This is a genomic window from Micrococcus sp. Mcc89 (assembly GCF_024519795.1).
GTDB lineage: Bacteria > Actinomycetota > Actinomycetes > Actinomycetales > Micrococcaceae > Micrococcus > Micrococcus luteus.
Genome location: NZ_JALJRI010000117.1, coordinates 101500 through 113947 on the forward strand (window position 1 = coordinate 101500; position 12448 = coordinate 113947).

The window sequence follows — 12448 nt, forward strand, 5'->3', positions numbered from 1 at the left end:
GGGGATGCCACCCGAACCCTCTGCCCCGTCCGCCGAGCGCGGACCCGCCCGCCCCCACCCGGCCGACGTCGCCGCCCGCCCGGACGCCCCCTCCCCGCGGGCGACCGCCCTGCTGTTCGCGCTCGCGGTGGCCGCCGGCTCCGTGATGCCGCTGCAGGGCCGCATCAACTCCCGCCTCGCCCACCTGACGGGCGACCCCGTCCTCGCCGCGCTGTGCTCCTTCGCGGCGGGCCTGGTCGTCATGGTGCTCGTGAGCGTGCTGACGCCGCGGGGCCGCCGGGGCCTGGCCCGCATCCGCCCGGCCCTCGCCGCGGGGTCCGTGCGCCCGTGGTACGCGGTGGCGGGCGTGATCGGCGGACTCCTGGTGCTCACCCAGTCCGCGACGATCGGCCCCCTCGGCGTGGCCGTGTTCACGGTCGCCGTGGTCACCGGGCAGGTGGTCGGCGGGATGGTCGTGGACCGGCTCGGGCTCAGCCCCGCCGGGGTGCAGCGCCTGACGCCGCGGCGCCTCACGGGGGCGGCGCTCGCCCTGGCCGCGGTCGCCCTCGTGGTGTGGCCCAAGCTCGGCGAGGCCGGCGGCGGGCCCGGCTGGGCGCTGCTGGCCCTGCTGCCCCTGCTGGCCGGCCTGGCCACCGCCGGACAGCAGGTGTTCAACGCCCGTCAGGCCACGGCCTACGGCACCGCCATCCCGGCGACCCTGGTCAACTTCACCGCCGGCGTCCTCTTCCTCGGGATCGTGTGGGGCGGGATCGTCCTGGCCTCCGGCCACGGCATGCCCGCGCTGCCGCACGACTGGCGGCTCTACTTCGGCGGCCCGCTGGGGTGCGTATTCATCGGGGTGGGCGCCATGGTCGTCCCGCGCCTGGGCGTCTTCGCCGCCACCCTCGGCCTGGTCTCGGGCAACCTCCTGGGCTCCCTCATGGTGGACCTGGTGGCCCCCACCGACGGATCCACGGTCACCACGACGACGGTGCTGGGCACCCTGGGCGCCCTCGCCGCCGTCACGCTTGCGTCCTGGCCGGCGCGGCGCCGGTAGCGCCGCCCGCGGCGACAGCCCGCGGTCACCGCGCGGGACTCAGGCGCGGGCCACGGTCCCCCGCCGCCCGTGCCGGCGACCGTGCATCACGAAGTAGTACCCGGCGGCGATCACCAGCACACCCGCCAGGGCCGCGTACATGGCGCCGTAGCCGGCGGAGGCCACGAGTCCGCCGAGGAGCACGGGGCCCAGGCCCAGCCCCACGTCCGCGAACAGCATGAGGGTGGAGATGCCGGCGCCGAGCTGGTGGGAGGGCACCGCGTTCACGGCGATCGCCTGGGCCGCGGGCATGAGCGTGCCGTAGCCGAGGCCGCTCAGCGCCCCGGCCAGCACCACCTGCCAGTCGCGCGTGGCGAAGGCCAGCACCAGGAGCGCGGCCGTGAAGCAGAGGAGCGCGGGGTAGACGACGGCGTCGTCCCCCCGGCGGTCCTGCAGGGTGCCCAGGGTGAGGCGCATGACGAGCATCGCCGCGGCGTAGGCCAGGAAGAAGAGGCCGGCGCCGGCCGTGAGCCCGCGCTCCACCGAGTAGGCGTTCAGGTAGGTGAGGATCCCGGCGTAGCTCAGGCCCACCAGCAGCATGAAGCCACTGATCGGCAGCACCGCCGGGTGCAGCACGGAGCGCAGGCGGAAGCCCACCGCGGGGGCGGGGTGCTCCAGGGGGACCTCGCCGGCGGCGCGCTCGCCGTCGACGCCCGCCGCGGCGGGCGCCTCGCGCACCAGCAGGCCCAGCACGAGGCTGACCACCGTGATCCCCAGAGTCGCCCGGAACAGCCACACGTAGCCGATGGAGCCGGCGAGGAAGAGCCCCAGGGCGGGGCCGATCGCGGTGGCCAGGGTGGTGCCCAGCGCGAGGTGGCCGGTGGCCTCCGCGCGTCGCCCGTCGGGGATGGCCGCCTGGGCCAGGGCCATGACGGCGGTGCTGGCGAAGGCGTAGCTGGCACCGTGGAGCATGCGCACCGCCACCAGGGCCGGCAGCGAGGAGGCGACGAGGTAGAGCGTGCAGGACAGCGCGACGGCGACCAGGGCCACCACCAGGACGCGGCGCTTGCCGAAGCGGTCCACCACGTGGCCGGTGACCACGCGGCTGAGGGTGGCGCCGATGACGAAGGCGCTCGAGGCCAGCCCCGCCCCGGCGTCCGAGGCGGCGAACTGCCGGACCGCGTACACGGCCATGGTGGTGACGAGGGCGTAGAACGCGAGGAACTGGAGGAAGGAGACCACCCAGGCGAGGACGAAGGTGGGGGAGGCGATGCGTTCCTGCTCGGCGATTTGCATGATGCAAAAGGTAGCATCGTTTGCATGATGCAATCATCTGAGGGGGCGTGGGTCGACCCGGTCGAAGGGATCATGTACGAGCACATGCTCCTGCTGCGGGTGGCCACGCAGGGGGTGGCCCCCTACGGCCGGTCGAGCGCGCTGGAGCGCAGCGCCACCGTGCTGCTCGCCCGCCTGGAGGCGGGCGGGGCCATGAGCATCGCCGAGCTGGCCGAGGCCTTCGACCTCGACGTCTCCACCGTCCACCGGCAGGTGGCCGCCGCCATGAAGGCCGGCCTCGTCGAGCGGGTGGTGGACCCCGACGGCGGCTCCGCCCGGCTGCACCGTCCCACGGAGGAGGGACGCGCCCGCCTCGCCGCGGAGCTGAGCTCCCGCGCGGACAACGTGGCGCAGATCGTCTCCTCCTGGCCCGCCGAGGACGTCGTCGAGTTCAGCAGGCTCCTGCGGCGTTTCAACGAGGGGGCGGAGGAGCGCCGGGGCCACCCGTGGCCCCGACCGCAGACGGGCCCCGGTGCGGAGGACCCCCGGCTCTGAGCACCGCGCCCGCCCTCAGGCGCGACGGATGCGGTCGGCCAGCGCGGCCGACTCCGCCGGGTCCAGCACGGCCGCCGGATGCGGCCCCGCCGCGGCGAGGCGCTCCGTGCAGCCGGCCTCTCCCAGCGGCGCCCCCGCGGCCAGCACGACGTTGCCCCAGTCCAGGCGCTCCAGCATCCCCTGGTCCGCGAGCGTCCACGGGCCGGGCACCCCGGCCTCGGCGGCCGCCTCCTCGAGGGCGCCCAGCTCGGCGCCCAGGAAGCGCAGGCCGGCGTCGTCGCCGATGTTCACCAGCAGCACCCCGCCCGCCGTCAGCAGCTCGAGCAGCTCCCCGTAGAACACGGCGCCGCGCAGGTGCTCGGCGCCCTCCTCGCCGGTGCCGATGTCCAGCACGACGGCGTCGAACCGCTCCCCGTCCAGCGCGAGGTCGACGGCGGCCAGGCGCGCGTCCGCGACCACGGAGACGAGGTCCGTGCCCGCCGGCAGGGGCAGCTCGGCGAGCACGAAGGACACGAGCTCCCGGTCCAGGTCGACCACCGTCTGCTCCGAGCCGGGCCGGGTCGCCTGGAGGTAGCGCGGCAGGGTCAGCGCGCCCGCGCCGAGGTGCAGGACCCGCACCGGCGCGCCCGCCGGAGCGACGCCGTCGAGCACGTGGGCCATGCGGCGCAGGTACTCGTAGCGAATGCGCAAGGGGTCGGCCAGGTCCACGTGGGACTGGACGGCCCCGCCGATCTCCAGGACGAACCCGCCGAACTCGTCGGGGGCGATGCGGGCGTCCACGCCCGACGTGGACAGGTGGACGGTGCGGCCGGAGGGGGAGGGCTGGGCGGGCATGCCCCCAGCATCCCACCCCTCAGTACGCTGGACGGATGAGTCAGAACGTCCTCACCGTCTACGGCGCCGACTGGTGCCGCGACTGCCTGCGCACCAAGCGCCAGCTCGACGAGCTCGGCGTCGCCTACGACTACGTGGACCTCGTCGCCGACCCGGCCCAGGCCGATGCCGCCGAGCGGATCTCCGGCCGGAAGAACATCCCCGTGGTCGTGTTCCCCGACGGCGACCACCAGGTGGAGCCGACCAACGAGGAGACCGCGGCCAAGCTCACCGCGCTGGGCCTGATCTGAGGTCGGGCCGCCCCCGGCGCGAGCCCCGCCGGCGCTCTCGGTGGGCGCGCACCGGGGTCTACGCTCTCCCCATGGAGCACATCGACGAGACCGCCCTGCCCGCCCCCGAGGACCGCGTCGTGTCCGCGACCCGTCACGTCGACGCGCCGGCCGGCGTCGTCTTCGAGCTGATCGCGGACCCGGCCCGCCAGCCCGAGTGGGACGGCAACGACAACCTGGCCGAGGCCGCCCCCGGGCAGCGGGTGACCGCCGTCGGGGACGTGTTCGTCATGACCCTGCAGAAGGGCGTGGACCGCGCGAACCACGTGGTCGAGTTCGAGGAGGGCCGTCGCATCGCCTGGAAGCCCTCCGAGGTCGGCGGGGAGCCGTTCGGCCAGCTGTGGCGGTGGGAGGTCGACGGCGACGACGACGGCGGCTGCCGCGTCACCCACACCTATGACTGGACGCGGCTCGCCGACCCGAAGCGCATCCAGAAGGCGCTGCGGACCGGCGAAGAGCAGCTCCGCGCGTCGATCGACCGGCTCGCGGAGCTGGCCGAGCGCCAGGGCTGACCGGCCTGCCTCGGCTCATACGGAATCCGTTGCGGTTCTGACCCTTCTGACGGCCGAACCGGCGGCCAGAAGGGTCAGATCCGCAGAAGATCCGGCCCCGGCCCCGGCCCCGGCCCGGGCGCGGGACGGTGCCGACGTGGTCTGCCCCGTCGTGCGCCGCTTCACGGCAGCGCCAGCCGGAACACCTTCTTCCACGCGGAGCCCACCTGCCGCAGCAGCGGGCCGGTCGTGTACGGCAGGCCGTAGCGGGCGCAGATCTCGCGGACCCTGGGCGCCACCTCGGCGTACCGGCTGGACGGCAGGTCCGGGAACAGGTGGTGCTCCACCTGGTGGGAGAGGTTGCCGGTCATGAAGTGCATCAGCTTCGAACCGGAGATGTTCGCGGAGCCGATCATCTGCCGCACGTACCAGTCGCCGCGGGTCTCGCCGTCCACCATCTCCTCGGAGAACGTCTCCGCACCCTCCGGAAAGTGCCCGCAGAAGATGACCGCGTGCGCCCAGATGTTGCGCAGGCCGTTGGCCAGCAGCGTGCCCGCGAGCGTGGCCTTGCCCGAGCCCGTCAGCACCTCGGCGACGGCCGGCGTGGCCACGTAGTCCTTGGCGAACTGCCGGGCCGCCTTGACGCCCACGGAGCGCAGATCCGTCATCAGCTCCTCGCGGGACTTCTCGCCGCTCTGCACGCGGTCCAGCTCGAGGTCGTAGAGGGCGATGCCCCACTCGAAGATCGGCGCCAGCCCCGCATTGATCACGGGGTTGAGCAGGTGGCGGGGCCGCCACGGCTCGGACTCGTCCATGCGCAGGACGTTGTAGCCCACGTCGCGGTCCTTGCCCACCACGTTGGTCCAGCGGTGGTGCAGGTCGTTGTGGGTGTTCTGCCACGCCCGCGACGGCGTCACGAAGTCCCACTCCCACGTGGTGGAGTGGATGTCCGGGTCGCGCATCCAGTCCCACTGGCCGTGGAGCACGTTGTGCCCGATCTCCATGTTCTCCACGATCTTCGCGACCGTGAGCATGGCTGTGCCCGCCACGAACGCGGCGGGGTGGCGTGCGTTGAGCAGGAGGGCGCGGCCGCCGAGCTCGAGCCGGCGCTGCCAGCGGATGACGCGGCGGATGTAGGCCGCATCGGAGGCGCCGCGGCGGGCGAGCACGTCGTCGCGGATCGCGTCCAGCTCACGGCCCAGCTCGGCCACCTGCGCGTCCGTCAGGTGGGCGGCGCCGGGCGGGCGCACCGCCGGGCTCCCGACGACGCCCGGCAGCCCCGGCGTCGTGGCGGCGGCGGTGGAGCGGGACGTGGCGGCACGGGACTCGGCGGTGTGGGGAGCCCAGCTCGTGGTGTCGGGGCGGTCCTGCGGCAGGACCCGGGCGGCGCGGCCGCGCACGGTGGTGCCGGGGATGGCCAGGGCCAGATCGTCCGGGGCGGTGGCGCCGGTGCGGTCGGGGGCGGTGGGGGTCTGGGTCATGTGATGCTCCTGGGGGCGGGAGGCGGGGATGGTCAGGGAGGCCCGGGTCGCGGGCCGGGCGTCAGGTTCACAGGCCGAGGCTCAGCGGGCCGGCGGCGGCGCTCACGCAGGTCTGGATCAGTTCGCCGGGCTCGCCGTGCACCTGTCCGGTCCGCAGGTCCGTGACCTGGCCCGAGCGCAGCGGCGTGAGGCATGCGTGGCAGATGCCCATGCGGCAGCCGGCGGGCGCGGCGACGCCGGCGTCCTCGGCCACCACGAGCAGCGGCACGTCGCCGGGGGCGTCCACCTCGACGTCGGCGTGCTCGAACACCACGCGGCCGCCGGCCCCCGCCACGCCCGGGGCGAAGTCGGCCTGGAACCGCTCGATGGTGAGGTCCGCGGCCGCCTCGCGCCGCCACAGGGCCTCGGCGTCGTCGAGGAACCCGGCCGGCCCGCACGCGTAGGCGGCCCGCTCGCGCCAGTCGGGGCAGAGGCCCTCGAGCTGCGCGGGGGAGGAGAGGTCGAGGCGGCCCGCCTCCGCGGTGTGGTGGTGCACCACGCGCAGGCCCGGGAACTGGTCGGCCAGCTCGGCCAGCTCCTCGCGGAACAGGGCGTCCTCGGGGGTGCGGGAGGAGTGGATGAGCACCACGTCGGCATCCCGGCGCGTCGGCACGAGCGTGCGGATCATGGACATCACCGGGGTCAGGCCTGAGCCGGCGGTGAGCATGAGCAGCGGGCGCGGCTCGTCCGGCAGGGTGAAGTCGCCCTCGGGGATGTCGAGGAAGAGGACGTCGCCGGGCTTCGTGTGGCGCACGAGCGTGCCGGAGACGAGGCCGATGTCGGACACCGTGATCTCCGGGTCCGCGCCCGCGGGGGCGGAGAGCGAGTAGGAGCGCCACTGCCGCACCCCGTCCACGTCGACGCCGATGCGTGCCCACTGGCCGGCGTCGTGGGCCCGCCAACCCGGTCCGGGACGGAACGCGATGGTGACGGCGCCGGGCGTCGCGCGGGCGACGGAGGTGACCACCCCGCGCAGCTGGCGGGAGGAGTGCACGGGGTCGAACAGGCCGAGGACGTCCTGCGGTGTGAGCGGGTGCAGGAGCGTCGTGACCAGGCGGGTGAGCAGGAAGGGGCCGGGCATGCCCCCACGCTATGGCGCAGCGCGCCATGATTCTTCATGTCGGACGTACGATCGACCCGCAGGATTCATCGTGAGGAGACAAGATCATGGCCTCAACCCCCGCCCCGACGCGCGGCACCGACTGGCACCCGCCGTGGCTGTCCCTGCCTTCGGACCTCCCCGGCCGGCTGGCCCCCGCGATCCCGGCCATCATGCAGCGCATCATCGAGACGGTGCCGGAGCAGATCCCGGCGTACGTGAGCGCCCGGGACGGCCGCTACGGCGAGAACCTGACGCGCGGGGTGACCGCGGCGCTCGAGCAGCTGATGAGCCTGCCAGGCACCGCCCGTCCCGCGCTCAGCCCCGAGACGCGGGCGCTCATGGCCTACCTGGGCGCGGGGGAGTTCCGGGAGGGCCGCACGATGGACGCCCTGCTCGGCGCTTACCGGGCCTCCGCACGGATCGTGTTCCGGGACCTGTCCGCCGAATGCGCCCACCTCGGCATGGGCATGTCCGTGGTGATCGACCTCGGCGAGTCCATCTGGGCCTACATCGACGAGCTCTCCTCGGTCAGCGCCCAGGCGTACGCGGAGGCGCAGTCCGCCCAGGCGGGCGTGCTCGAGCTGCACCGCGCCGCCCTCGCCACCGCCCTGGTCCGGGGCGGGACCGAGGAGAAGGAGGTGCAACGGCTGGCCGCGCTCGCGGACTGGCGGCTGCCGCGCCGGCTGGCGGTGGTGGTGCTGCCCGCGGACGCCGGCGTCGCCGTCCGGGAGAGGCTGGGCCGGGCCGGGCTCGTGGTGGAGCGGGACTCGGAGGTGGTCGCCGTGATCGACGCGACGCCCTCCCAGGGCCGCCGCGAGCGCATGCTGCGCCTGCTGGCGGGGACGGCCGCCGTCGTCGGGCCGGCCGTGGACTGGCCGCTCGTGCCCCACTCCTACCGGGTGGCCCGCACGCTGGCCGTCCAGGAGGCGGCGGGCCGGACGGCGGAGCCCGCGCAGGGGGAGGACGACGACGGCGCCCCGTCCCCGATCCTCGCCGCGGACCACCTGGCGCGCGTGGTGCTGGGGGCCGAGCCGCGCGTCGTGACGCAGCTGGCCGAACGCGTGCTGGCGCCCCTGGACGAGGTGAGCGAGGCGAAGCGGGCGGTGCTGGAGGAGACCCTGCTCGCCTGGCTCACGCACTGGGGCCAGCGGGCGCCGATCGCCGCGGAGCTCGGCGTGCACCCCCAGACCGTGGGGTACCGGGTGGGCCGGCTGCGCGAGCTGTTCGGGGAGGCCCTCGAGGACCCCGACGCGCGGTTCGACCTGGAGATCGTGCTGCGGGCGCGGCGGGACGGGGTCGGGTGAGCGGGGCGGCAGGGGGTGCCGTCTGACGGGGGCCTTCACTAGCGTGGGTGGACCACGCATCCCGACGAGGGACCCCGACGAGAGAAGAGGGACAGTGCCATGACGAACGCCCCGAACCGCGACGAGCTCCCCCTGCCGGACTACGACCACATCCCCAACGGCACGCTGCCGACCCGGATCACCGGCCTCGACGAGTCGCAGGTGGAGCAGCTGCTCGCCTACGAGCGCGCCCACGGCGACCGCCTGCCCGTGGTGCAGGTCCTCGAGACGCGGCTCGAGGCGCTGCGCTCCGGCGCCCAGCCCTCCGGCGATCAGGTGCCGGACACCCCGGAGGTCGGCGGCTCCCGCACCGGCTCGCCCGTGACCCCGGAGACGAGCGGCCCGCCCGTGGAGCCCCTGAGCCGCGGCATCCCGGCCGACCCGCAGCACCCCGGCAACCGCTGAGCCGGCCGGGCGTCGCCTGACAGGGCGGCCCCCCGCGGAACGCGGCCACGACGCCCCGTCTCCTTCCTGTGAGAGGCGACGCGTCGTGGCCGCCTCGCGTTCCGGGCGATCCCGCGGTCCGGCCACGGAGCGCCTGCGAGGGTCCCCGTAGCGTGTTTGTGAGCTGGGTTATATTTCGACACAGCTGCGGCGGGCCTTCGGGCGCTGACGTGCGAGGCTGCCGGATTCCCGGCTGTCCGGCTCCTACTCACGGATGGGTGAAACGGCATGACTGAATTCGAGGACAAGCTTGCGCAAGTGGCTCGGCGAGCCCGCGACTACGCAAGCTCCCTGGACACGGAAGAGGCGACGAAGAACGCGCTCGTCATGCCATTCATCTCGCAGGTGTTGGGCTACGACGTGTTCGATCCCCAGGAGGTCGTCCCGGAGTTCGTCGCAGATCTGGGCCTGAAGAAGGGGGAGAAGATCGACTACGCCATCATGCGGGAGGGGAAGGTCAACATCCTCGTGGAGGCCAAGAAGGTCGGCTCGGAGCTGTCCCTGGCGCACGCGAGCCAGCTGGTGCGCTACTTCCACACCAGTGAAGCGCGGATCGGCGTGCTCACCAACGGGCGGGTGTGGAACTTCTACACGGACCTCGACAAGGCCAACATCCTCGACGAGCGTCCGTTCCTCGTCCTCGATCTTCTGGACATCGACCCGGTCACCGTGCCGAAGCTCGAGCAGCTGGCGAAGGGATCCTTCGATCTCGACTCGGTCATCGCCGCAGCCGAGGAGCTGAAGTACGTATCGGCCATCAAGCGCGAGATTTCTGCCGAGATGGCTGCGCCGAGCGATGAGTTGGTGAAGGTCCTCGCCAAGCGCGTGTACTCCGGGTACATGAACGCCAAGGCGGTGGAGACCTTCACCCGGCTCACCGAGGAGGCTGCGCGCCAGTACATCAACGATCGCGTCAACGCGCGGCTGAAGACTGCCCTGGGCGACCAGGTCGCTCCGGTACTGGCGGCTCCCGCTGAGCCCGTGGCCACCGGCGATCAGACGGTCCTGTCCGACGAGGAGAACGGTCAGGAGGGCCAGCTCAAGCCGGGCGTCGTGACGACCGAAGAGGAGATCGAGGGTTTCCGCATCATCAAGGCGATTCTCGCCGGAATCGTGCCGATGAACCGCGTCTACATGCGCGACGCAGCCTCGTACTGCAGCGTCATCCTGGACGACAACAATCGGAAGCCGATCGCGCGCCTTCACTTCGACGGGAAGGTGAAATATCTGGTGCTGTTCGATGCGGACAAGAACAGGACGCGGGCCGACCTCGAGAACTTGGAGGACATCTACGAATCCGCCGAGGCACTGCGGAGCGTCGTCAGCTCCTACGTCGGGGCCTGAGCGGACTCTGACCCGCCTACTGACCGGATCCGGCCCGCGGGCGGGCAGGACTGTGCCCCGCCGCCGTCGATGCGCCACCCTGGTGCGCACGCCCCGGTGGGACAGACCCGCCGGGCGCCGACCCGAGAGGACGTCATGACCCATCACGAGCGCGACGACCGCCAGGCCCTGGCCGCCGGCGAGACCTACCTGATCCACGTGCTGGAGACCTCCGACCCGCCCGGCAACCCGGACCACTACCGGATCACGGACGCGGTCGAGGCCCACCACGCGTCCACCGGCTCCTACGACGTCGAGGCCGGCGGCCTGGACGCCGCCCGCGAGCTGCTCGCCCGCCACGCCAAGTGAGCGACCGGGGCTGAGACGTCCGGCCGGGCCGCGCCTCACGCGCCCGGCCGGAGCCTCATCCCCAGCACGGTGCGCGCCTCGAGCCCCAGAGCCGCGCGGGCCTCGGGCGCGCCGGTGCGGTCCTCGCCCACCACGGTCATCCCGATCCGCTCGGCCACCCGGCGCGAGGCCGTGTTCTCCGGGTGGATGATCGCCACGAGCTCGTGGTGCCCCAGCACGTCCCGGGCGTGGTCCCGGCAGGCGGCGGCCGCTTCGGTGGCGTAGCCGCGCCCCCACAGGTCGGCCCGCACGTGGTAGCCGACCTCCAGGCGAGGCTCCCCGTTGACCTCCTGCCACGTCAGGCCGCAGTCGCCCACGAAGCCGGGCCCGCCGTCGTCGTGGGTCTCGATGATCCACAGCCCGTGCCCGTCCTGCGCGTACCGGCGCCGGTTGCCCGCGATCCACGCCGCCGCCTCCGCGCGCGTGCGCGGGGCGGGGTAGAAGCGCATCACCACGGGATCGGCGAGGAGGCCGGCCAGGTGGTCGAGGTCGGCGTCGGCCATCTCGCGGAAGCGCAGACGGGCGGTGGGGGCGGGCGGCATGCGCCCAGGCTAGCGGCGGGCGGATGCGCCCCGCCTCTTGTCTGCGCGGGGCCGGGCTGGTCGACTGTGCCCATGCCGCATTCCCTCTCCCTGCGCCCGTTGCGGGTGGATGACGCCGAGGCCATGGCCGCGGTCCTCGCCGACCCGGACCTGTACACGTACACCGGCGGGACGCCGCCGGGCGAGGAGGAGCTGCGGCAGCGGTACGCGATCCTCGCGCGCGGTCGCTCCGAGGACGGCGCGGAGGACTGGGCCAACTGGATCGTGGTGCTGGAGCCGGAGGGCCGGCCGGTCGGCTACGTCCAGGCCACCATCCCCGTGGACGGGGGACCCACGCAGATCGCCTGGCTGATCGGCACGCCGTGGCAGGGCCGCGGGCTGGCGAAGGAGGCCGCCGGCCTCCTCAAGGGCGAGCTGCGGGACCGGGGGGTGCGGCGCCTCGTGGCGGATGTCCACCCCGAGCACACGGCCTCCCAGCGGGTCGCCCAGGCGATCGGCCTGGCGCCGACGGACGAGGTCGTGGACGGGGAGGTCCGCTGGGCCGGGTCCGTGGACGACGGCGGCGGCCCGGTCACCGGCTGAGGCCGCGGCGCCGCTCCGGGTAGGAGCCGCCGAGCTCCACGCCCCGCTCGGCCAGGTAGGCCTCCGGGTCCACCGGCTCGCCGTCCACGCGCAGCTCCAGGTGCAGGTGCACGCCGGTGGCGGCGCCGGTCTGCCCGACGCCGGCCAGGTGGTCCCCGGCGGAGACGCGCTGGCCCGCGTCCACCACGGTGGAGTCCGGGGCGGCGTGCAGGTAGCGCCACACGTGGCCGTCCCCGGCGTCCACGGCGAGCAGGTTGCCGCCCGCGTCCCCGCCGGCCTCCACGAATAGGACTCGGCCGTCGGACACCGAGTGGAAGGGCGTGCCCTCCGGCACCCCGCCGAGGTCCACGCCGTCGTGGCGGGTCAGGGCCTCCTCGGACACCCCCGAGGGCACCACGCCCTCGCCGAACGGGTTGGGGCGGGGCCCGAAGCGGGAGGTCACGCGGCCCTGCACGGGCTCGGCGTACCCCTGCGTGTTCACCGTGGGCGGGGCGGGGGTGAAGCCGCCGTTCCAGCGCCGCCGCTCGGCGCCCGCGCCGGCGTCGTCCCGGCCGGCCGGACCGAACGCGAGGACCAGCGCCAGGACGGTCGCGATCAGGGCCAGCGCCCCCACTGCGGCCAGCACGCCCCCGGCCACACCGCTGCCCGGGGAGCCGGCGCCGGGGGTCGGGGTGGTCATCCCCTC

The 12448-nt window shown here is 74.1% G+C and carries 15 protein-coding genes; 9 read left to right on the forward strand and 6 right to left on the reverse strand.

Annotated elements, in window-relative coordinates:
• The first annotated feature begins 4 nt into the window (after positions 1–4).
• Complete coding sequence (locus NR072_RS11130; RefSeq protein ID WP_084786012.1) at positions 5–1036, forward strand: DMT family transporter; 1032 nt, start codon at positions 5–7, stop codon at positions 1034–1036.
• 39 nt (positions 1037–1075) lie between these two features.
• Here NR072_RS11130 and NR072_RS11135 read toward each other — a convergent pair whose 3' ends face one another.
• Entirely contained in the window at positions 1076–2311 is a 1236-nt protein-coding gene (locus NR072_RS11135) for an MFS transporter (RefSeq protein ID WP_036318039.1), read from the reverse strand.
• Between the two features lie 24 nt (positions 2312–2335).
• Between NR072_RS11135 and NR072_RS11140 the strand changes: the two genes are divergently transcribed.
• A complete protein-coding gene (locus tag NR072_RS11140) occupies positions 2336–2845 on the forward strand; it encodes a MarR family winged helix-turn-helix transcriptional regulator (RefSeq protein WP_036318042.1) in 510 nt (169 codons plus the stop codon).
• Between the two features lie 15 nt (positions 2846–2860).
• On the opposite strand, the gene NR072_RS11145 is transcribed toward NR072_RS11140, so the two are convergent.
• Positions 2861–3679, reverse strand: a complete 819-nt coding sequence (locus NR072_RS11145) for a spermidine synthase (RefSeq protein ID WP_036318045.1) — start codon at positions 3677–3679, stop codon at positions 2861–2863.
• A 35-nt stretch (positions 3680–3714) separates the two neighbouring features.
• Between NR072_RS11145 and NR072_RS11150 the strand changes: the two genes are divergently transcribed.
• Both NR072_RS11150 and NR072_RS11155 read left to right on the forward strand, forming a co-directional pair.
• Positions 3715–3969, forward strand: a complete 255-nt coding sequence (locus NR072_RS11150) for a glutaredoxin domain-containing protein (protein WP_020624868.1) — start codon at positions 3715–3717, stop codon at positions 3967–3969.
• A gap of 71 nt (positions 3970–4040) precedes the next feature.
• Complete coding sequence (locus NR072_RS11155; protein WP_051995337.1) at positions 4041–4520, forward strand: SRPBCC family protein; 480 nt, start codon at positions 4041–4043, stop codon at positions 4518–4520.
• 161 nt (positions 4521–4681) lie between these two features.
• Here NR072_RS11155 and NR072_RS11160 read toward each other — a convergent pair whose 3' ends face one another.
• Together NR072_RS11160 and NR072_RS11165 are read right to left on the reverse strand one after the other, a co-directional pair.
• Positions 4682–5980, reverse strand: coding sequence for an acyl-CoA desaturase (locus NR072_RS11160; protein ID WP_061873189.1), 1299 nt, complete (start codon positions 5978–5980; stop codon positions 4682–4684).
• A gap of 67 nt (positions 5981–6047) precedes the next feature.
• A complete protein-coding gene (locus NR072_RS11165; RefSeq protein ID WP_036314533.1) occupies positions 6048–7100 on the reverse strand; it encodes a ferredoxin reductase in 1053 nt (350 codons plus the stop codon).
• Between the two features lie 86 nt (positions 7101–7186).
• Here NR072_RS11165 and NR072_RS11170 point away from each other — a divergent pair, with 86 nt between their 5' ends.
• The 4 genes from NR072_RS11170 (at position 7187) to NR072_RS11185 (ending at position 10600) form a co-directional block, all read left to right on the forward strand.
• Positions 7187–8425, forward strand: a complete 1239-nt coding sequence (locus NR072_RS11170; protein WP_036314531.1) for a CdaR family transcriptional regulator — start codon at positions 7187–7189, stop codon at positions 8423–8425.
• Between the two features lie 99 nt (positions 8426–8524).
• Positions 8525–8869: a hypothetical protein gene (locus tag NR072_RS11175; protein WP_010079880.1), complete on the forward strand. Its 345-nt coding sequence runs from the start codon at positions 8525–8527 to the stop codon at positions 8867–8869.
• A 267-nt stretch (positions 8870–9136) separates the two neighbouring features.
• A complete protein-coding gene (locus tag NR072_RS11180) occupies positions 9137–10252 on the forward strand; it encodes a type I restriction endonuclease (protein ID WP_036314529.1) in 1116 nt (371 codons plus the stop codon).
• Positions 10253–10387: 135 nt separating this feature from the next.
• The gene (locus tag NR072_RS11185; protein ID WP_010079881.1) at positions 10388–10600 is read left to right on the forward strand and encodes a hypothetical protein; all 213 of its coding nucleotides are present in this window, start codon (positions 10388–10390) and stop codon (positions 10598–10600) included.
• 35 nt (positions 10601–10635) lie between these two features.
• Here the strand turns inward: NR072_RS11185 and NR072_RS11190 are convergent, their stop codons facing one another.
• Positions 10636–11181: a GNAT family N-acetyltransferase gene (locus NR072_RS11190; protein ID WP_020624710.1), complete on the reverse strand. Its 546-nt coding sequence runs from the start codon at positions 11179–11181 to the stop codon at positions 10636–10638.
• Positions 11182–11253: 72 nt separating this feature from the next.
• On the opposite strand from NR072_RS11190, the gene NR072_RS11195 reads away from it, so the two are divergent.
• On the forward strand, positions 11254–11763 hold the full coding sequence (locus NR072_RS11195) for a GNAT family N-acetyltransferase (RefSeq protein ID WP_044659331.1): 510 nt from the start codon (positions 11254–11256) through the stop codon (positions 11761–11763).
• Here the strand turns inward: NR072_RS11195 and NR072_RS11200 are convergent.
• Positions 11753–12442, reverse strand: a complete 690-nt coding sequence (locus NR072_RS11200; protein ID WP_020624712.1) for a M23 family metallopeptidase — start codon at positions 12440–12442, stop codon at positions 11753–11755. The two genes, NR072_RS11195 and NR072_RS11200, sit on opposite strands and share 11 nt — an antisense overlap.
• Between the last annotated feature and the right edge of the window lie 6 nt (positions 12443–12448).